The sequence below is a fragment of the Lysobacter panacisoli genome (genome assembly GCF_009765165.1).
Classification (GTDB): Bacteria; Pseudomonadota; Gammaproteobacteria; order Xanthomonadales; family Xanthomonadaceae; genus Lysobacter_J; species Lysobacter_J panacisoli.
On the sequence record NZ_VLNU01000001.1, the window covers coordinates 2,765,602 to 2,785,974 of the forward strand.

At 67.3% G+C, this 20,373-nt stretch carries 16 protein-coding genes and 2 tRNA genes; 13 read left to right on the plus strand and 5 right to left on the minus strand.

From position 1 onward, the window contains the following. The first annotated feature begins 35 nt into the window (after positions 1-35). From trmD to FOF45_RS12875, 3 genes are all read left to right on the plus strand, one after another. On the plus strand, positions 36-827 hold the full coding sequence (gene trmD, locus FOF45_RS12865; protein ID WP_158985473.1) for a tRNA (guanosine(37)-N1)-methyltransferase TrmD: 792 nt from the start codon (positions 36-38) through the stop codon (positions 825-827). 125 nt (positions 828-952) lie between these two features. Beyond that, entirely contained in the window at positions 953-1,333 is a 381-nt protein-coding gene (rplS, locus tag FOF45_RS12870) for a 50S ribosomal protein L19 (protein ID WP_158985475.1), read from the plus strand. A gap of 137 nt (positions 1,334-1,470) precedes the next feature. Beyond that, on the plus strand, positions 1,471-2,424 hold the full coding sequence (locus FOF45_RS12875; protein WP_158985477.1) for a Mut7-C RNAse domain-containing protein: 954 nt from the start codon (positions 1,471-1,473) through the stop codon (positions 2,422-2,424). A gap of 3 nt (positions 2,425-2,427) precedes the next feature. Here the strand turns inward: FOF45_RS12875 and FOF45_RS12880 are convergent, their stop codons facing one another. Beyond that, positions 2,428-3,912 carry an MATE family efflux transporter gene (locus FOF45_RS12880; RefSeq protein ID WP_158985479.1) on the minus strand — a complete coding sequence of 495 codons (1,485 nt, stop codon included), beginning with the start codon at positions 3,910-3,912 and terminating at the stop codon, positions 2,428-2,430. A gap of 139 nt (positions 3,913-4,051) precedes the next feature. Between FOF45_RS12880 and FOF45_RS12885 the strand changes: the two genes are divergently transcribed. Beyond that, positions 4,052-4,459, plus strand: a complete 408-nt coding sequence (locus tag FOF45_RS12885; RefSeq protein ID WP_158985481.1) for an RNA-binding S4 domain-containing protein — start codon at positions 4,052-4,054, stop codon at positions 4,457-4,459. A gap of 21 nt (positions 4,460-4,480) precedes the next feature. On the opposite strand, the gene FOF45_RS12890 is transcribed toward FOF45_RS12885, so the two are convergent. The 3 genes from FOF45_RS12890 to mutS all read right to left on the minus strand — a co-directional run bounded on the left by FOF45_RS12890 (position 4,481) and on the right by mutS (position 9,600). Then, on the minus strand, positions 4,481-5,101 hold the full coding sequence (locus FOF45_RS12890; RefSeq protein ID WP_158985483.1) for a DUF937 domain-containing protein: 621 nt from the start codon (positions 5,099-5,101) through the stop codon (positions 4,481-4,483). A 131-nt stretch (positions 5,102-5,232) separates the two neighbouring features. Then, positions 5,233-6,759 (minus strand): catalase, encoded by a 1,527-nt coding sequence (locus FOF45_RS12895; RefSeq protein WP_158985485.1) that lies wholly within the window; start codon positions 6,757-6,759, stop codon positions 5,233-5,235. A gap of 264 nt (positions 6,760-7,023) precedes the next feature. Then, positions 7,024-9,600, minus strand: coding sequence for a DNA mismatch repair protein MutS (gene mutS / locus FOF45_RS12900; protein WP_233264142.1), 2,577 nt, complete (start codon positions 9,598-9,600; stop codon positions 7,024-7,026). Positions 9,601-9,973: 373 nt separating this feature from the next. Here mutS and FOF45_RS12905 point away from each other — a divergent pair, with 373 nt between their 5' ends. From FOF45_RS12905 to FOF45_RS12945, 9 genes are all read left to right on the plus strand, one after another. Beyond that, positions 9,974-12,550 carry a TonB-dependent receptor gene (locus tag FOF45_RS12905; RefSeq protein WP_233264143.1) on the plus strand — a complete coding sequence of 859 codons (2,577 nt, stop codon included), beginning with the start codon at positions 9,974-9,976 and terminating at the stop codon, positions 12,548-12,550. A 65-nt stretch (positions 12,551-12,615) separates the two neighbouring features. Then, the gene (locus FOF45_RS12910) at positions 12,616-13,116 is read left to right on the plus strand and encodes a CinA family protein (RefSeq protein WP_158985487.1); all 501 of its coding nucleotides are present in this window, start codon (positions 12,616-12,618) and stop codon (positions 13,114-13,116) included. A 58-nt stretch (positions 13,117-13,174) separates the two neighbouring features. Continuing rightward, positions 13,175-13,831 (plus strand): transcriptional repressor LexA, encoded by a 657-nt coding sequence (gene lexA / locus FOF45_RS12915; protein WP_158985489.1) that lies wholly within the window; start codon positions 13,175-13,177, stop codon positions 13,829-13,831. A 199-nt stretch (positions 13,832-14,030) separates the two neighbouring features. Beyond that, the gene (recA, locus tag FOF45_RS12920) at positions 14,031-15,068 is read left to right on the plus strand and encodes a recombinase RecA (protein ID WP_158985491.1); all 1,038 of its coding nucleotides are present in this window, start codon (positions 14,031-14,033) and stop codon (positions 15,066-15,068) included. 18 nt (positions 15,069-15,086) lie between these two features. After that, entirely contained in the window at positions 15,087-15,587 is a 501-nt protein-coding gene (gene recX / locus FOF45_RS12925) for a recombination regulator RecX (protein ID WP_158985493.1), read from the plus strand. Between the two features lie 150 nt (positions 15,588-15,737). Further along, positions 15,738-18,425, plus strand: a complete 2,688-nt coding sequence (gene alaS / locus FOF45_RS12930) for an alanine--tRNA ligase (RefSeq protein WP_425481926.1) — start codon at positions 15,738-15,740, stop codon at positions 18,423-18,425. 141 nt (positions 18,426-18,566) lie between these two features. Further along, a complete protein-coding gene (gene csrA / locus FOF45_RS12935) occupies positions 18,567-18,773 on the plus strand; it encodes a carbon storage regulator CsrA (RefSeq protein ID WP_158985497.1) in 207 nt (68 codons plus the stop codon). 66 nt (positions 18,774-18,839) lie between these two features. Further along, a tRNA-Ser gene (locus FOF45_RS12940) sits at positions 18,840-18,932 on the plus strand. Between the two features lie 174 nt (positions 18,933-19,106). Beyond that, positions 19,107-19,183 (plus strand) — tRNA-Arg (locus FOF45_RS12945). Positions 19,184-19,303: 120 nt separating this feature from the next. Here FOF45_RS12945 and FOF45_RS12950 read toward each other — a convergent pair. Next, positions 19,304-20,371: an NAD-dependent epimerase gene (locus FOF45_RS12950; protein ID WP_158985499.1), complete on the minus strand. Its 1,068-nt coding sequence runs from the start codon at positions 20,369-20,371 to the stop codon at positions 19,304-19,306. Positions 20,372-20,373: the final 2 nt, after the last annotated feature.

Here is a 20,373-nt window from a genome sequence, read left to right on the forward strand (position 1 = left end):
CGTGCGCTCGCACGGAACGTCATAGCGAGTCGCCCATGCGCATCGACATCGTCAGCCTGTTCCCGGACTTCGTCGCGCAGTGCGCGGCATTCGGCGTGGTCGGCCGTGCGGTGGAGCGGGGCCTGCTGTCCGTGCACGGCTGGAACCCGCGCGACTACGCCGAAGGCAACTATCGCCGCGTCGACGACCGTCCCTTCGGCGGCGGGCCGGGCATGGTGATGCTCGTCGATCCGCTGCGCGCCAGCCTGCGTGCGGCGCGCGAAGCGGGCGAGGGTACGGCCAGGGTCGTCTACATGAGTCCGCAGGGCGCGCCGCTGACCCAGGCCAAGGTCCGCGAACTGGCCGGCCATGAGCGCCTGATCCTGCTCTGCGGCCGCTACGAAGGCATCGACGAGCGCCTGATCCGGGCCGAGGTCGACGAGGAACTCTCGATCGGCGACTACGTGCTGTCCGGCGGCGAACTGGCCGCGGCGGTGGTCGTCGATGCGGTCGCCCGGCTCCGCGAGGGCGTCCTGGGCGACGCCGAGTCCGCCGTGCAGGACAGCTTCGAGGACGGTCTGCTGGACTGCCCGCATTACACCCGGCCGGTCGAGCACGAGCTGGGGACGGTCCCGGAGGTGCTGATGTCCGGGAACCACGCCGAAATCGCCAAGTGGCGGCGGATGCAGTCGCTCGGCCGGACCTGGGAGCGGCGACCGGACCTGCTCGACGAGTCCGCCCTGTCCAAGGCCGACCGAAAGCTGCTGGCCGCCTACCGGGCCCAGCTGAACAGCCGGTCCGGGGGCGAAGGCCCGGCCGACCCGATTGCCGGGGCTTCCGGGACGTAACCGCTAGCCCCGTAAGGAAAAATGCCGCTATAATGCGCGGCTTCGCGTCACCTCCTTAAGCTTCACCCATGCCAGACGCGGGTCCACGTGCACTCGCGCTACAACGACTCCAACAGGCCAAAGCCATGAACAAGCCCTCCATCCACACGCTCGTCCAGAACTTCGAAGCCGAGCAGATCCAGCGCCAGCTTCCCGACTTCAGCCAGGGCGACACCGTCGTCGTCAACGTGAAGGTCAAGGAAGGCAACCGCGAGCGCGTCCAGGCCTACGAAGGCGTGGTCATCGCGATCAAGAGCGCCGGCCTGAACTCCTCGTTCACCGTGCGCAAGATCTCGCACGGCTACGGCGTCGAGCGCGTGTTCCAGACCCACAGCGCCACCATCGCGTCGGTCGACGTGAAGCGCCGCGGCAAGGTCCGCGCCGGCAAGCTGTACTACCTGCGTGGTCTGCAGGGCAAGAAGGCGCGCATCAAGGAAGATCTGTCGGCCTACGCCAAGTCCGAGTAATTTCGCGCGGGGCTTCGCCCCTGCAGCGCTTCAACGGCCGCCTCAGGGCGGCCGTTGTCGTTTCTGGCGTCCGCATCTTGCCGCGACGCCCACGCATGGCGGCGTAGGCTCGAACGGAACCTGCGCATGGAGTCATCGTGGCGAGCGTGCTGCGCCAGTGCGAATTCCGCTTCTACGAAGAGCTCGGCGACTTCCTTCCACCGGAGCGTCGCAAGCGCAGCTTCCACCATGCCTTCGATGGCACGCCTTCGGTCAAGGACCGCATCCAGTCGCTCGGCGTGCCGCACACCGAAGTCGACCTGATCCTCGTCGATGGCACACCGGTGCCGTTCACCCATCGCCTCACCGGCGGTGAGCGCGTCGCGGTGTATCCGATGTTCGAACGCTTCGACGTGGCCGAAACCAGTCGCTTGCGTCCGCGACCGCTGCGCGAGCCGCGTTTCGTGCTGGACGTGCACCTGGGACGGCTGGCCTCGTACTTGCGCCTGCTCGGTTTCGACACGCTCTACCGCAACGATTACGACGACGATGAGCTGACCGCGATTTCGCGCGCGCAGCGACGCATCCTGCTCAGTCGCGACACGGGCCTGCTCAAGCGTTCGGCAGTCACGCACGGCGCGTTCCTGCACGCGACCGATCCACGCCGGCAGTTGCGCGAAGTGCTCGATCGCTTCCAGCTCGATGCGCGCATCGCGCCGTTCTCGCGCTGCGCGCGCTGCAATGGTGCGGTCGAATCTCTCGTAACCGACGAGCACGATCCGGATCGCGATGCGCCGAAGCAGGACGATCCCGGGCCGTCGCCGCCGAAGGAGCGCGATCCCGATCCGCGCGAACACGAACGTCGCGATCCGGACGAGGGCGACCCCGCACCGAGCGATCCCGGGCATGCGCCCAACATCCGCGACCCTGATCGTCCGCAACCCGGAAAGCTCGATCCGGGCAAGCTCGGCCGGCGCGCGATGCATGCCTTGCCGCCCGGCATCGATGTGCACGCGATCAGCCGTTGCCGCGATTGCCGCCAGGTCTATTGGCCCGGCAGCCACCTCGTCCGTTTGCGCCAGCGCCTGGCCGAAGTCGGCGTGGCGATCTGACGCTCAGCGCGCTGGCTGCTGCAATGCTTCGGCTTCGTCGTCGGGTTCCGCGCTGGGATCGGCGACGGGCGAGGGCGGGGTCGCCGGCACTTCCGCGGGCACGGCGACTTCGTGGCGATCGGGCGGCAGCATGCGCGCGCGCCGCCATCCGCCGTAGCGGTAATACGCCAGCGCCATCAGCATCGAGAACACCGCACTGACCGGGAAACTCCACCAGATCGCATCGACGCCCAGATGCGGTTGCAGGAACGTCGCGAACGGTACGCGCACGCCCCACAGCGCGGCGGCGAGGATCAGCAGCGGCGGCACTACCGCGCCGGTCGAGCGCACCACGCCGGACACCACGAACGTCACGCCGAAGAACAGGAACGACCACACCGAGATGTGGTTGAGGTGGCGCGCGACCTCCAGTGCGTCGCTGCCCTGCGGCAGGAACAGCGCCAGCGTCCAGCGGTCGAACACGATCAGCGGCACGATCAGCGCGCCGGTGAGCATGAAGTTCATCAGCACGCCGGCGCGTGCCGTGGCCGCCACGCGATCCCAGCGGTTCGCGCCGACGTTCTGCGCTGCCATCGACGAACACGCCGCGCCGACCGCCATCGCCGGCATCTGCACGTAAGTCCACAACTGCAGCGCCGCGCCGTAGGCCGCGGTGGTGTCGGTGCCGTGATGGTTGACCATCGTCATCATCGCGATCATCGCCAGCGAGATCAGCACCATCTGCAGGCCCATCGGCACGCCCTTGACGATGAGCGCGCGCAGGATGGTGGGATCGATGCGGAACAGGTGAGCGTCGCGCCGGCCCAGCCACAGCATGTGGCGCTTGTGGCGCAGATAGGCGAGCAGCGCCGTGAGCGTGACGACCTGCGAGACCAGCGTCGCCCACGCCGAACCGGCGATGCCCAGTTCCGGGAACGGTCCGATGCCGAAGATCAGCAGCGGGTTCATCACGATGTCCAGCAGCACCGCCACCAGCAGGAAGCGGAACGGCGTGCGCGAATCGCCGACGCCGCGCAGCGCTGCGGTGACGAAGGCGAACGCATACAGCGCCGGCATCGCGAGGAAGATCACCTGCAGGTAGTCCTCGGCCAGGTGCAGCGATGCCTCCGGCGTGCCCATCGCCGCCAGCAGGTGTCGCGACATCCACCAACCCAGCGCCGCGATCGCGGCCGACAGGCCGATGAAGAACGTCGCACTCGTGCCCATCACGCGCTTGGCCTGGCCGAGGTCGCGCGCACCGATGGCCTGCGCGATCAGGATCGTCGCCGCCATGCCGATGCCGAATACCGAGCCGATCAGGAAGAACATGATGTTGTTGGCGTTGGCGGTCGCCGTGAGCGCTTCTTCGCCCAGGAACCGCCCCACCCAGACCGCATTCACCGAGCCGTTGAGCGACTGCGCCGCGTTGCCGGCGAGGATCGGCAGGGCGAACGCGAACAGGTTGCGGCCGATGGGGCCTTCGGTGAGGTTGTGGGTGCGGGGCGCCATGCGGTGTCCGGGCCGGGAAAGACGCGCACCCTAGCACCCGCGATGCGAACGCGATGCCCTGACCGAAAGCACGCGCGGACATCCCCCAAGGCCTGCGATACTACGTTGGGATGAAAAGCAGGCGCGGGTGCGGAACGCGGTGAGCGAAGACCTCGGTACGGCAACGGCGGTGCGACTGGACCTGTGGCTGTGGGCCGCGCGGTTCTACAAGACGCGCTCGCTGGCCAAGCATGCGATCGAGACCGGCAAGGTCGATGTCGGCGGACAGCGCGCCAAGGCGTCGCGCGCCGTGCGCATCGGCGATGCGCTGCGCATCGCCCGCGCGGAGGAAGTGTTCGAGGTCGAAGTGCGCGGTCTCAGCGACACGCGCGGCCCGGCCAGCGTGGCGCAAAGTCTGTACGCCGAAAGCGAAGCCTCGCGGATCGCGCGCGAACAGGCGCGTGCGCTGCGTATCGCCGAGCGGACCGGCTACCGCGCGCCGGAAACCAAACCCGACAAGCGCGCGCGGCGCCTGATCCGCGCCCTCGGCGACATCGACGCGACCTGAATCGCGCAGGCGACGCCTGCGTCAGCGACGTCCGCCGCCCAGCACCGAGCCGGCGAGGCCGATCAGATCGGAGAAATCGGTGTCGCCGTCGCCGTCGCGATCGAGCACCGCACCCATCAGGCCGCCGCCGATGCCGCCCTGCTGCGCGATGCCCTGGCGTTCCTGCCCGAGGATATCGCCCAGCATCTGCGGTGACGCGCCCTGCTGGCTGGCCGCATTGCCGCCGCCGGAGAACATCTGCTTGGCGAGGTAGGCCATCACCAGCGGCGCGAGCATCTGCAACAGCCCACTCGCCTGGTTGCTGCCCAGACCGGTGACCGCACCCAGGCCCTGCGCGGCGCCCTGCTGGCGCGCGCCGAAGATGTGGCCGAGCATCGAGCCGCCCTGACCACCGCCACCGAGTACCGAACCCAGCACGCTGCCCATGTCGAGCCCGGTGTGATCGCGCTGCAGTGCGCCGAACAGCGCATCGGCGCCTTGCGGCTGGCTGGCGTTGCGGCCGAGCGCGCCCATCAGCAGCGGAAGCGCGGCGGCCACTGCGTTGGACGTCTGCGACGGGCTCAGGCCGAGCTGGCTGCCGATGTCGGCCAGTGGCTGTCCCTGCAGCTGGTTGAGGAGATCGTCGGTCAGCGGAGCGTTCATGGCGCGGCACTCGAAGTGGGGACTCGATGCTAGCGCCGCGACGTTCATTCGTCGTGATGGTGTGAAGACATCGACGCAAGAAAAAAGCCCGGCGACGACGCCGGGCTTTTTCAATTACTCGCGCGACGCGATCAGCCGGCTTCGACCGGATGGTCGACCGTGCCGCTGTGCACGTGGTTCGGGTCTCCGGCTTCCATCTTCAACGCCTTCGCCACACCCGCGCCATACGCCGGATCGGCCTTCGAGCAGTTGGCGATGTGGCGCTGCTTGATGAAGTCCGGCGCATCGCCCATCGCGCGCGCGGTGTTGTCGAACAGCACCTGCTGCTGCTCCGGCGTCATCAGGCGGAACAGATCGCCAGGCTGCTTGAAGTAGTCCGCGTCGTCCTCGCGGAAGTTCCAGAAGTCCGCGCTGCCGTTGATCTTCAGCGCCGGCTCGCGGTATTCCGGCTGCGCTTCCCATTGGCCGTAGCTGTTGGGCGTGTAGTGCAGGTTGTCGCCGTAGTTGCCGTCAACGCGCATCGCGCCATCGCGATGGTTGCTGTGCACCGGGCAACGCGCCGCATTCACCGGGATCTGGTGGTGGTTCACGCCCAGGCGATAGCGCTGCGCATCGGAGTACGCGAACAGCCGCGCCTGCAGCATCTTGTCCGGCGAGACGCTGATGCCGGGCACGAGGTTGTTCGGTGCGAACGCGCTCTGTTCGACGTCGGCGTAGAAGTTCTGCGGATTGCGGTTGAGCTCCATCACGCCGACTTCGATCATCGGGTAGTCCTTGTGCGGCCACACCTTGGTCAGGTCGAACGGGTGGTACGGCACCTTCTCAGCATCGGTTTCCGGCATCACCTGGATGTACATCGTCCACTTCGGGAATTCGCCGCGTTCGATCGCGTCGAACAGGTCGCGCTGGTGGCTTTCGCGGTCGCGTCCGATCAGGTCCTGCGCTTCGGCGTCGGTCAGGTTCTTGATGCCCTGCTGGGTGCGGATGTGGAACTTCACCCAGAAGCGTTCGCCCTTGTCGTTGTACAGGCTGTAGGTGTGCGAACCGAAACCGTGCATGTGGCGATAGCTCGCGGGGATGCCGCGATCGCTCATCACGATGGTCACCTGATGCAGCGCTTCGGGCAGGCTGGTCCAGAAGTCCCAGTTGTTGCGCGCGCTGCGCAGGTTGGTCTTCGGATCGCGCTTGACCGCCTTGTTGAGGTCGGGGAACTTGCGCGGATCGCGCACGAAGAACACCGGCGTGTTGTTGCCGACCAGGTCCCAATTGCCTTCCTCGGTGTAGAACTTCAGCGCGAAGCCGCGGATGTCGCGCTCGGCGTCGGCCGCACCGCGCTCGCCGGCGACAGTGGTGAAGCGGGCGAACATCTCGGTCTTCTTGCCGACCGCGGAGAAGATCTTCGCGCGGGTGTACTTGCTGATGTCGTTGGTGACGGTGAAGGTGCCGAACGCGCCGGAACCCTTCGCGTGCATGCGCCGCTCGGGAATGATCTCGCGGTTGAGGTTGGCGAGCTTCTCGATCAGCCACACGTCCTGCATCAGCAATGGCCCGCGCGGGCCGGCGGTGAGGCTGTTGTCGTTGTCGATGACCGGCGCGCCGAAGGCGGTGGTCAACGGAGTCTTGGCGGGCTTGTCGGACTTGTCGGACGGCTGGCTCATGGGGGACTCCCTTCTGTCGATGAGGACTTCAGACTAGGCACGGAGCGCGATTGGTGAAAATCGTTCATTGCGAACGATCCGATAGCGATGGGCTATCGCCTGCGAGCGCGCAGGGCTCAACGTACTCCCGGCGTGGGACCGTCGTGTTGCACGGACGTGCGGAATGGGCACGCCAAAGCGCGCCCAAAGCGGGGCGAGCGTGGCGCACCACGGGTTCTCGTCGATGTGAAGCGCGCACGCCGCGTGTGGCGGCGCGGCGCCCGGTCAGCCCAGCGATTTCAGCCGGTACAGCGCTTCCAGCGCCTGCTTCGGTGTGAGGTCGTCCGGATCGATCGAAGCCAACGCTTCCAGCGCGGCGGAGGAGGGCGCGAACAGGCCGAACTGCTGGGGCGCATCCAGCGCGACCGGTGCGAGCGACGGCATGGGTGCGTCGCGGCTTTGCTGTTCGAGCTCGGCCAGCCGTCCACGCGCCTGCTGCACGACGCTCTTCGGCAGGCCGGCCAATGCGGCGACCTGCAGGCCGAAGCTGCGATCCGCCGGACCGTCCTTCACCGCATGCATGAAGACCAGCTGGTCGCCATGTTCGACGGCGTCCAGGTGCACGTTGGCGATGCCACTGCCGGGTTCGGCCAGCGTGGTGAGTTCGAAGTAGTGCGTGGCGAACAGCGTGTACGCGCGATTGTGGTGCGCGAGGTGGCGCGCACAGGCTTCCGCCAGTGCGAGGCCGTCGTAGGTCGACGTGCCTCGGCCGATCTCGTCCATCAGCACCAGCGACTGCGCGGTTGCGTGGTGGAGGATGTAGCTGGTCTCGCTCATCTCGACCATGAAGGTCGACTGCCCGCGTGCGAGGTCGTCGCCGGCGCCGATGCGGGTGAGGATGCGGTCGATCGGGCCGATCACCGCGCGCGATGCCGGAACGAATCCGCCGATGTGCGCAAGCAGCACGATCAGCGCGTTCTGGCGCATGTAGGTCGATTTACCGCCCATGTTCGGGCCGGTGATGACCAGCATGCGGCGCGCATCGTCCAGGCGCAGGTCGTTGGGTTCGAACGGATCGTTGCGCACCGCTTCGACGACCGGATGGCGGCCGCGTTCGATGTGCAGGCCGGCGTCGTCGCTGAGGTGTGGCTGGGTCCAGTCCAGCGCCTGCGCGCGTTCGGCGAAGCAGCACAGCACGTCCAGCTCGCTCAGCGCGCCGGCGCAGCGCTTGAGCGGCTCCAGGCGTTCGTTGAGCGAATCGAGCAGCTGTTCGTACAGAAGACGTTCGCGCGAGAGCGAGCGTTCCCGCGCCGACAGCACCTTGTCCTCGAACTGCTTGAGTTCCTCGGTGATGTAACGCTCGGCGCCGGTCAGCGTCTGCCGGCGCGTGTAATGCGTCGGGGCCTTGTCCGACTGGCCCTTGCTGATCTCGATGTAGTAGCCGTGCACGCGGTTGTAGCCGACCTTCAGCGTCGGGATGCCGGTGGCGGCCTTCTCTCGCGCTTCCAGGTCGATCAGGAACTGGTCGGCATGCGTGGACAGCGTGCGCAGTTCGTCGAGTTCGGCATCGTAGCCTTCGGCGAACACGCCGCCGTCGCGCGCGAGTACCGGCGGCTGCGGCACGATCGCCGACGCCAGCAGGTGCGCGTGTTCGTCGTGCTCGCCGAGCTCGGCCGCCAGTTCCGCCAGTCGCGGCGAATCCAGCGGCGCCAGCGTCGCGCGCACCTGCGGCAGCATGCCCAGGCCGTCGCGCAGCGTGGACAGGTCGCGCGGACGCGCGCTGCGCAAGGCGATGCGCGAGAGGATGCGCTCGAGATCGCCGAGCGCGCGGAAGCGCTCGCGCACGTCGTCGCCGGCGCGCGAATCGATCAGCGTGGCGACGGCCTGCTGGCGCAGTCGCAGCGGCGCGCGGTCACGCAACGGCCGGTGCAGCCAGCGGCGCAACAGCCGCCCGCCCATCGGCGTCACGGTCGAATCGAGGACGCCGAGCAGGGTGTGGCGATGATCGCCGTCCAGGCGCGTGTCGAGTTCGAGGTGGCGGCGCGTGGCCGCGTTCATCGCGATCGCGCCGTCGCCGGATTCCACCGCGATCGAGGTCAGGTGCGGCAGGCGCTGCTTCTGGGTTTCCTCGACGTAGCCGAGCAACGCCGCGGCGGCGGCGATCGACAGCGGCTTGTCTTCCAGGCCGAAGCCGGACAGGTCGTGCAGGTTGAAGAAGCGCAGCAGCTGGCGACGGCCGCTGTCGGCGTCGAACAGCCACGGCGGACGGCGACGCAGGCCGGTGCGCTCGGCGACGAACGCCGGCCAGCCGTCCTCGTCGGCGACCAGTGTTTCGGCCGGTTCCAGGCGCGCGAGCTCAGCTTCCAGCGCGTCGTCGCTGGCGACTTCATTGACCAGGAAACGGCCGCCGGCGAGATCGGCCCAGGCGAGTCCATAGCCGTGCTTGCCGCGCGCGATGGTGAGCAGCAGCGTGTCGCGGCGCTCGTTCAGCAACGCCTCGTCGGTGACCGTGCCGGGCGTGACGATCCGCACCACCTTGCGGTCGACGATGCCCTTGGCCAGGGCCGGATCGCCGATCTGCTCGCAGATCGCCACCGATTCGCCCAGCGCCACCAGCCGCGCGAGATAGCCCTCGGCCGCATGGTGCGGCACGCCGGCCATCGGGATCGGCTGGCCGGCCGACTGGCCGCGCTGGGTCAGCGTGATGTCGAGCAGCCGCGCGGCCTTGCGCGCGTCGTCGTAGAACAGCTCGTAGAAGTCGCCCATGCGGAAGAACAGCAGCACGTCCGGATGTTCCGCCTTGGCGGCGAAATACTGCTTCATCAGGGGCGTGTGTTCTTGCGGCCGGTCGGCTGGACTCATGGATCGGATTCTGCGGGACGGATCGGCGCCGGCGGGCCGGCGATGGGAGGCCGATAGGCTAGCAGCCGGCGATGCTTTCGGCCCGGTTGCGGGCGCGGCGTTTCCATGATCCGGGGACGCCGGCCGCGCCGGGCCGCCCTGCTGCGCTGCGGCGTGGTGCCGCGCCGGAGGGGTGGTAGGTTCGACCGGCCGTACGCTGCCGCAGGGCCGCACGCATCGGAAGCGATCGCGAGGGGATGGGGCGACGGCATTCATTCGAGGGTAGAACAAAGAAAAAAACCGGACGGGCACCAGCGCGAGCGGATGCTCCGTCGTTCGTCATAACAACATCGTTCGAAGGGGAGGGGATGCCATGCTGTCGTGCAAGCCAGCCGTGCCCGTTTCGAGAAAGTCGCGTCGCAGGAAGATCCTCACGCTCGCCGTTGCGGCCACGCTGGGATCGATGTCGTTGCCGATGGTTCAAGCGCAGGAAACGCCCGAGCCCGCCGCATCGGAAGAAGCGCGCAAGCGCAGGCCGAACGAGACCACGAACGATGAACCGACCACGCTCGCCGCGCTCACCGTGACCGCGCAGAAGCGCGAGGAAGCGCTGCAGGACGTACCGATCGTGGTCACCGCGCTGGACGACCGGATCATCCAGGACACCGGCGTGCGCGACGTCAAGGATCTACAGGTGCTGGTTCCCGGCCTGACCGTCACCAGCACCCAGAGCGAAGTGCAGACCGTCGCGCGCATCCGCGGTATCGGCACGGTCGGCGACAACGCCGGCCTGGAATCGTCGGTCGGTGTGGTGATCGACGGCATCTACCGTCCGCGCAACGGCGTGGGTTTCGGCGACCTCGGCGAGATCGAACGCATCGAAGTGCTCAAGGGACCGCAGGGCACGGTGTTCGGCAAGAACACCTCCGCCGGCGTGATCAACGTGATCACCAAGCGCCCGCATTACATCACCCAGGTCGAAGGCGAGATCACCGCGGGCAACTACAACGCATTGGGCGTGTCCGGGTCGCTCAATACGCCGCTCAGCGACAACGCCGCGTTCCGCGTGTATGCCGCCAAGCGCAAGCGTGACGGCTACCTCGACGTGCACACGGGCGCCGGTCCACGCGTCGAGGACGAGGATTCCGACCAGAACTTCCATTCGCTGCGCGGCCAGTTGCTGTTCGAGCCCACCGACACGCTCGACATCAACTTCATCGCCGACTTCACAAGTCGCGAGGAAAACTGCTGCGCCGGCGTGACCACCGTGCGCGGCCCGACCGCCGCGATCATCGACGCGTTGGCCACCGACGAAGGCGTGTCGCCGAGCGCCGATCCGTTCGCACGCGAGGTGTGGAGCAATCGCAGCACGTCGCAGGACATCAAGGACAAGGGCGTGGCGATGCAGGTCGACTGGACCACGCCGTGGTTCGGTGGCGCGGAGCTGACCTCGATCACCGGCTGGCGCGACTGGCAGGCCATCAACGGCCTGGACTTCGATTTCTCCAGCGCCGACCTGCTGTACCGCGAGGCCGATCCGGACGAATCGCTGACCGCGTTCGAAACGCTGAGCCAGGAGTTCCGCCTGACCGGCTCGACCGATCGCGTGGACTGGATGGTCGGCCTGTTCTATTCCGACGAGGACCTGACCCGCCACGATTCCTATCGCATCGGTGCGGGCTACGAGCCGTACCTGTCGACCGCGGTGCTGGGCCAGGTGGCCTCGCGCTTCCCGGCGGGCATGGTGAACATGGCCAACGCGGCGACGTTCTTCTCGCAGGCCACCGGGCGTCCGTTCGGCACCAGCTTCGCCGGCCTCGGTGCCGACGACGACTACGAACAGAACGCCAAGAGCACGGCGATCTTCACCAACAACACCTGGCACGCGACCGACGCGCTCGACCTCACGCTGGGCCTGCGCTACACGCGCGAAGAGAAGACGCTCGACTCGATCTACAGCAATCCCAACGGAGGCCCGGGCTGCGCGGCGCTGCTGTCCAATCCGTCGCGTGTCGGCGCAGCGCTGGTCGCGCGTGGCGTCCCGGCGGCGGCGGTGCCGGCGCTGGTGCCGCAGGTGATCGGCTTCGGCTGCCTGCCGTGGGCGAACGTGCAGCACAACGGGCGCAACACGCACCAGGAGCGCGAAGAGAAGGAGTGGTCGGGCACGCTCAAGGCCGCGTACCGTTTCAACGAAACGGTGATGGTCTACGCCTCGGCCGCGCGCGGCTACAAGGCCGGTGGCTTCAACCTCGACCGCGTGCAGTCGTCGAACGGCCTGTCGAGCGGCACCGCGGGCATCGTGCCGGTGAGCGATACCTCGTTCCCGGGGGAGTTCGTCGACAGCTACGAGCTGGGCAGCAAGACCACCTGGGCCGACGGCAACCTGCTGCTCAACGCCACGCTGTTCCACCAGACCTACGACGACTTCCAGCTCAACAGCTTCCTCGGGACCAGCTTCGTGGTGCGCTCGATTCCCGAAGTGATCTCCAAGGGCATCGACACCGAAGTGCTGTGGCAGACCCGTCTGGATGGCCTGAGCCTGCAGGGCGGCGTGGTCTACGCCGACACGCGATACGGCGACGATCCACTGCCCGATGCGGACCTGGCACGCCTGCCGGGCAGTCGCGCCAGCTTCGCGCCGTACTGGTCCGCAAGTGCCTCGGTGAGCTACGAGTGGGACTTCACCGATACGCTGATCGGGCGCTTCAACATCGGCGCCAAGTACATGTCCGACTACAACACCGGCTCCGACCTCGATCCGGAAAAGGCACAGGACGCCTATACGGTGGGCAACGCGCGCTTCATCGTCGGCGCCAGCAACCAGCGCTGGTCGGTCGAGGCGTGGGCGCTGAACTTCACCGACGAGGAGTACATGCAGGTCGGTTTCGACGCACCGTTGCAGACCGGTTCGTGGAACGCCTTCCTCGGCGCGCCGCGCACCTACGGCCTGACCCTGCGCGTGATGTACTGACCCGACGCTCCGGCCCCTCCGCGGGAGGGGCCGGAGTCCACGTCGCGGGGCGGTATAGTTCGCGCATGAAGAACGACGTCACCGATGCCGCCCTGCTGCGCCTCGCCGAGCAGGTAGCCGAAGCCGCCCGCTCCCATCGACAGACCCTGGTCACCGCCGAAAGCTGCACCGGCGGCTGGATCGCCAAGACCCTTACCGACATTCCCGGTTCCTCGAACTGGTTCGAGTGCGGCATGGCGGCCTACAGCTACGAGGCCAAGCAGGCGCTGCTGGGCGTGCGTCCGCAGACCCTGGAACAGCACGGCGCGGTCAGCCGCGAGACGGTGATCGAGATGGTCTCCGGCGCGCTGGTGCATTCCGGCGCGACCCTGGCCGTCGCAGTGACCGGCATCGCCGGCCCGGGCGGCGGCACCGACGACAAGCCGGTCGGCACCGTGTGGATCGCGTGGAAGCGGCGCGGCGGCTATCCGACCGCGGTGACCTTCCACTTCGACGGGGACCGCGATGCCGTTCGCCGCCAGACCGTCGCCGCGGCCCTTCACGGCCTGGCCGAACTGATGTCCTGACGGACGGCCCGCCGGGCGGGTTGACGCCCCGAAAAGTCTGTTAGTAGTATTGCTACTAATGGATATCACCGACACCCAGCGCGCCATCCTCGCCCTGATCGCGGACCGCATCGAGGCCGACGGCGTGCCGCCGTCGCAGACCGAGATCGCCCGCGCGATGGGGTTCAGCAGCGTGCGCGCGGCCCAGTACCACCTCGAGGCGCTGGAACAGGCCGGTGCCATACAGCGCATGCCCGGCCGCGCCCGCGCGATCCGCCTGTGCGCGGTGCCGGAGGTGTCGGGCATCGAGTTGCCGGTGAAGCACGTCGAAGCGGCCGATGCGCCCGACCATGCGCTGCGCCTGCCGGTGCTCGGCCAGGTCGCCGCCGGCCGGCCGATCGGCGCCGACATCGGCTCGGACGACTTCGTCCTGCTCGACCGCGTGTTCTTCTCGCCCACGCCCGACTACCTGCTCAAGGTGAAGGGCGACTCGATGCGCGACGAGGGCATCTTCAGTGGCGACCTGATCGGCGTGCACCGCACGCGCGATGCGCGCTCGGGCCAGATCGTGGTCGCGCGCATCGACGACGAGATCACCGTCAAGCTGCTGAAGATCGGCAAGGACCGGATCCGCCTGCTCCCGCGCAATCCCGACTATCCGCCGATCGAGGTCGAGCCCGACCAGGACTTCGCGATAGAAGGCCTGTACTGCGGCCTCGTAAGGCCCAACCGATGAATCCCGACAGCGTCAGTGGCGTTCCGGGGCAGGGTGGTGCGGAGAATTCCCACCCCCTGTCCCGGGCACCCCTCCTGCCGCGCCGCTGTCCGCTCGACCACATTCGCAATCGGGGCGATGGCGTCTCAGCCCGTGCGATACGCGCCGGCTAGATTGCCTCCCACGCAACGACCTCCAAGCCACTGACAAGGAATCCACGATGGACGACAACAAGAAGCGCGCCCTTTCGGCCGCCCTGGGCCAGATCGAAAAGCAGTTCGGCAAGGGCTCGGTGATGCGCATGGGCGACCGCACGATCGAGGCGACGGAGGTCATCGGCACCGGCTCGCTGATGCTCGACATCGCGCTGGGTATCGGCGGCCTGCCCAAGGGGCGCGTCGTGGAGATCTACGGTCCGGAATCCTCGGGCAAGACCACGCTCACCCTGCAGACCATCGCCGAATGCCAGAAGCAGGGCGGCACCTGCGCCTTCATCGACGCCGAGCACGCACTCGACCCGATCTACGCCGCCAAGCTCGGCGTCAACGTCGACGACCTGCTGGTCAGCCAGCCCGACACCGGCGAGCAGGCACTGGAAATCGCCGACATGCTGGTGCGCTCGAACGCCGTCGACATGGTCGTGGTCGACTCGGTCGCGGCGCTGACCCCCAAGGCCGAAATCGAAGGCGAGATGGGCGACCAGCTCCCGGGCCTGCAGGCCCGCCTGATGAGCCAGGCGCTGCGCAAGCTGACCGGCAACATCAAGCGTTCCAACTGCATGGTGTTCTTCATCAACCAGCTGCGCATGAAGATCGGCGTGATGATGCCGGGCCAGAGCCCGGAAACCACGACCGGCGGCAACGCGCTCAAGTTCTACGCCTCGGTGCGCCTGGACATCCGCCGCATCGGCGCGATCAAGAAGGGCGACGAGATCATCGGCAACCAGACCCGCATCAAGGTCGTGAAGAACAAGCTGGCGCCTCCATTCAAGCAGGTGGTCACCGAAATCCTCTACGGCGAGGGCATCTCGCGCGAAGGCGAGCTGATCGACATGGGCGTTGAGGCCAAGCTGGTCGAGAAATCCGGCGCCTGGTACGGCTACGACGGCGAGCGCATCGGCCAGGGCAAGGAAAACGCCCGCCAGTACCTGAAGGACAACCCTGCGGTTGCGGCCAAGCTCGAAGCTGCCCTGCGCGAGAAGTTCGTCGCCGCCGAAGCGCGCCGCGACGAGGACGATGCCGCCGGTCTGGACGACTGATGATTCCGGTTTCGCACGATGCATGACGCTCCCACCGGCGGTTCCGGCGATGGCGCAGGCCGTCGCCGCCGGAGTCGCGAACAGACCCCGGTGCAGCGCGCTCTGGGGCTGCTCGCGCGGCGGGAGCACTCGCGCAAGGAGCTGAGCCGCAAGCTGACGTCGCGCGGTCTGGACGCCGGTGAGGTGAAGGCCGCGGTAGATCGGTTGGCGGGCGAGGGCTGGCAGAACGACATCCGTTTCGCCGAAAGCCTTGTTCGCAGCCGTGCGGGCAGCGGTTACGGCCCGCTCCGCATCCGCGCGGAGCTGGCCACGCATGGCCTCGACCGTGAGGCCATCGAGCGGGCAATGGACACCTTCGAAGGCGACTGGGCCGAGGCTGCGCGCGATCTCGTCCGCCGCCGCTTCGGCGCGTCGCTGGACGACCTTGCCGCGCGCCGCAAGGCCGCCGATTTCCTCCTGCGCCGCGGCTTTGACGGGGCCAGCGTCCGCGCCGCGACCCGGTTCGATCCGGAGGACTGAGACCCGGGTCGTTGCAGTCCCGCACCCGCCCTGTACGCGTCCCCGGATGGCCGACCTTTTCACGCGAGCGCGACCTCCACTGTCCTGCTACGCTAACCGGCTTTCGGCCTTGGGTTGCCTGCTCCAGTCGACGCCCCCATCGTGAGGGGCATGGACCGGTCCGTGTCAGTCCGGCCCCGTCCCCGACTTCGCGCGACAGGCATGAAAACCACTACCGAAATCCGCAGCGATTTCCTCGAATTCTTCCGTAGCAAGGCCCACACCATCGTGCCCTCGGCACCGCTGGTGCCGGCCAACGACCCGACGTTGCTGTTCACCAACTCGGGCATGGTCCAGTTCAAGAACGTGTTCCTCGGCAGCGAGAAGCCGGGCTACGTGCGCGCGGCCGACGTGCAGCGCTGCCTGCGTGCCGGCGGCAAGCACAACGACCTCGATCAGGTCGGTTACACCGCGCGCCACCACACCTTCTTCGAGATGCTGGGCAACTGGTCGTTCGGCGACTACTTCAAGCAGGACGCCATCGCCTGGGCGTGGGAACTGCTGACCGGTGTGTGGGGCTTGGCGCCCGAACGCCTGACCGTCACGGTCTACCACACAGACGACGAGGCCTACGAGATCTGGAACAAGCGCATCGGCGTGCCCGCCGAGCGCATCATCCGCATCGGCGACAACAAGGGCGCGCCGTTCGCGTCGGACAATTTCTGGCAGATGGCCGACACCGGTCCCTGCGGTCCGTGCACTGAAATCTTCTACGACCACGGTGCGCACATCGCTGGCGGTCCTCCGGGCTCGCCCGATGAGGATGGCGATCGCTTCATCGAGATCTGGAACCTGGTGTTCATGCAGTTCGACCGCCAGCCCGACGGCACGCTCGTGCCGTTGCCGGCGCCGTGCGTCGACACGGGCATGGGCCTGGAGCGTCTCGCCGCCGTGCTGCAGGGCGTGCACGGCAACTACGAGATCGACCTGTTCCGTCACCTGATCGCCAAGGCCGCGGAATTCACCGGCACCGCCGACCTCGACAACAAGTCGCTGCGCGTCATCGCCGACCACATCCGCGCCTGCGCGTTCCTGATCGTCGACGGCGTGCTGCCCAGCAACGAAGGCCGCGGCTACGTCCTGCGCCGCATCATCCGTCGCGCGTTGCGCCACGGCTGGATGCTCGGCCAGAAGGGGCCGTTCTTCCACAAGATGGTCGCGCCGCTGGTCGAGGTGATGGGCGATGCGTATTCCGAACTGACCGCCAAGCGCGAGTTCGTCGAGCGGGCGCTGCTTGCCGAGGAAGAGCGCTTCGCCGAAACGCTCGACGCCGGCATGCGCATCTTCGATGAAGTCGCCGCGCGTTCGAATACCACGATCCCCGGCATCGACGCGTTCCGCCTGTACGACACCTACGGCTTCCCGGTCGACCTGACCGCCGACATCGCGCGTGAGCGCGGCCTGTCGGTGGACATGGACGGTTTCGACGCGGCGATGGAGCAGCAGCGCGAAACCGCGCGTGCGGCCGGCAAGTTCGGCAATGCGACGACGATGCCCGCGGAGCTCGCCGCGCAGCTCGCGCCGACCCAGTTCCTCGGTTACGACAAGCTCGTCGATGACGGGCTGGAAATCGTCGCGCTGCTGAAGGACGGCCGTCCGGTCGACCGGATCGAAGCGGGCGACGAAGCGGCGGTGATCCTCGATCGCACGCCGTTCTACGCCGAAAGCGGCGGCCAGGTCGGCGACACCGGCGATGTCGAACTCGCTGCGGCCCGCTTCGCCGTGCGCGACACGCTGAAGTTCGCCGGCCAGTTCCACGGCCACGTCGGAAAGCTCGCGTCCGGTTCGCTGCAGCGCGGCGACCGCGTGCGTGCCACGGTCGATGGCGTGCGTCGTGCGGCGACCGTGCTCAATCATTCCGCGACGCACCTGTTGCACTCGGCGCTGCGCGAAGTGCTCGGCGACCATGTCACCCAGAAGGGTTCGCTGGTCGCGCCCGACCGCCTGCGTTTCGACTTCTCGCACTTCGCGCCGGTGAGCGCGAGCGAGCTGGCCGAGATCGAGCGCCGCGTGAACGAGCAGGTCCGCAAGAACCATGCCGCCGAAGTGCACCACATGGGCATGCAGGAAGCGCTGGATTTCGGCGCGATGGCGCTGTTCGGCGAGAAGTACGGCGACCGCGTGCGTGTGCTGCGCATGGGCGAGGCCTCCACCGAGCTGTGCGGCGGCACGCATGTTTCGCGTACCGGTGACATCGGTTTGTTCAAGATCGTGTCCGAAGGCGGCGTGTCCGCCGGCGTGCGCCGCATCGAGGCGCTGACCGGGCAGGGCGCCCTCGACTACGTGGCCGAGGAAGAACACCGTCTGGAGGAGGCCGCGCGCCTGCTCGGCGGCAATGCCGCTGACGTCGCCGACAAGCTGCGCAGCCTGCTCGATCGACAGAAGAAGCTGGAGCGCGAGCTGGAATCCCTGAAGTCGAAGGCGGCGTCCGGCGCGACCTCTGATCTGGCGGCCTCGGCTGTGCAGGTGGGATCGGGAGTGAAGGTTGTGGCGACCCGTCTGGAAGGTTTCGACGCCAAGGCGCTGCGCGATGCGGTGGACCGCCTCAAGCAGCAGTTGGGCGATGCGGTGATCGTGTTGGCCGGCGCCAGCGAGGGCAAGGCGGCCCTGGTCGCGGGCGTGAACGGAAGCGCGGCGGGCAAGGTGAAAGCGGGGGAACTCCTTGCGCACGTTGCCGGTCAGATCAACGGCAAGGGCGGTGGTCGACCCGACATGGCCCAGGGTGGTGGCGATGATGGCCCGGCCCTGGTCCAGGCACTTGCCGCCGTCGCCGGATGGGTGGAAAACAAGCTTGTCTGAATGGTGAGCGCGGACCCTTCGCGGTTGCGGGGCGGTTTGGCCCGCCGCTAAGATGGCTCACGTTTATTTGTGGAAATCCGTGGCGCTCCCGGGAGCGCCCACTTGCCGGACCCCGAAGGGCCGGTCATAGGAGATGTTTAGATGCTGATCCTGACGCGTCGCGTCGGTGAGACCTTGATGATCGGCGACTCGGTGACCGTCACCGTGCTCGGCGTCAAGGGAAACCAGGTGCGTATTGGCATTACCGCACCGAAAGATGTCGCGGTCCATCGTGAAGAGATCTACCAGCGCATCCAGCGCGGCGAAGAGCCCGCGGATGGCGATGCTGGCAAGCACAACGCGGGCTGACAAAATCGTTTGCCGAGCGCGAAGCGAGCCGTTATGCTTTGCGCCCGCACCGCTTTGAGGCATCGCGGAGACTTGCCCGAGAGGCCGAAGGGGCTCCCCTGCTAAGGGAGTATGGGGTCAAAAGCTCCATCGAGGGTTCGAATCCCTCAGTCTCCGCCAGTTCCATCGGATCGGGTCGGATCCTTCCGGATGCACGGCATCCGCGACGGGTTCGCACCTCATCCACGCGAATCGCTGGTTCGCGCACTGTCGAAACCGCCACATGCGGCCAGACAGAAATGTTCGAAAAATGTTTGACGAATCGGAAACGGTCCTTCATAATTTTTCAACTCAGCGCCCGTAGCTCAGCTGGATAGAGCACCAGGCTACGAACTTGGTGGTCGGGAGTTCGAATCTCTCCGGGCGCGCCACACAAAAGCAGAAGGGCCGATGATCATCGGCCCTTCTGCTTTTTTCTTTCCGGCTATTTCTTCGACGCCTAACGTCCGCCGACCTGCGGAGTGCGAACGAATCCGTCGTGAGCGAAGCGATCAGCCGCCCACCGCGTTCGCTTCGCGCGCTTCATGCGCCGCGAATCGTGCGCCACGCACAACGCCGTAGTAATCGCAGTACCAGTCGACGAAGTTCGCCACGCCCTCTTCCACGCGCACGCTCGGCGCATAGCCCATGTCGCGCGCGAGATCGCTGCAGTCCGCCTCGGTGGATGGCACATCGCCGGCCTGCAACGGCAGCATCCGCATCGTCGCCTTGCGGCCCAGGCAGTCTTCGAGCACTTCGATGTAGCGAAGCAGATCGACGCTCTCGTGGCTGCCGATGTTGTACAGCCGGTACGGCGCCACGCCGCTGCTGGCCGGGTCGGGTGTGTCGCCGTTCCAGCGATCATCAATGCCGGGCACGCGATCGAGCGCGCGCACCACGCCGCCGACGATGTCGTCGATGTAGGTGAAGCTGCGCTTGTGGCGCCCGTGGTTGAAGACCTGTATCGGCTCGCCCGCGAGGATCGCGCGCGTGAACAGGAACAGCGCCATATCCGGACGACCCCACGGGCCGTACACCGTGAAGAAGCGCAGGCCCGTGCTCGCGAGGCCGTAGAGGTGCGCGTAGCTGTGCGCCATTGCCTCGTTGGCCTTCTTGGTCGCGGCGTAGAGCGTGAGCGGATGCTCGGTGGACTGGTGTTCGGAGAACGGCATCGTCGTGTTCGCACCGTACACCGAACTGGTCGACGCGTAGACAAGATGTTCGACCTCGTGGCGGCGTGCGCCTTCGAGCACGTGCAGGAAACCGGTCACGTTGCTCGACACGTACACATGCGGATTCTCCGCCGCGTAACGCACGCCGGCCTGCGCCGCCAGGTGCACCACGCGCTGCGGTCGGTGTTCGCGGAACAGCGCCTCGACGGCGTCGCGATCGGCCAGGTCGCCATGCGCGTGCGTGTAGGCGCAATGGCCTGTGAAACGTGCAAGTCGCGCACGCTTGAGGCTCACGTCGTAGTAGTCGTTGAGGTTGTCGAGCCCCACGACCTCATCGCCGCGCTTCAACAACTCCAGCGCGACGTGCGATCCGATGAAACCGGCGGTCCCGGTGACGAGGACTTTCATGG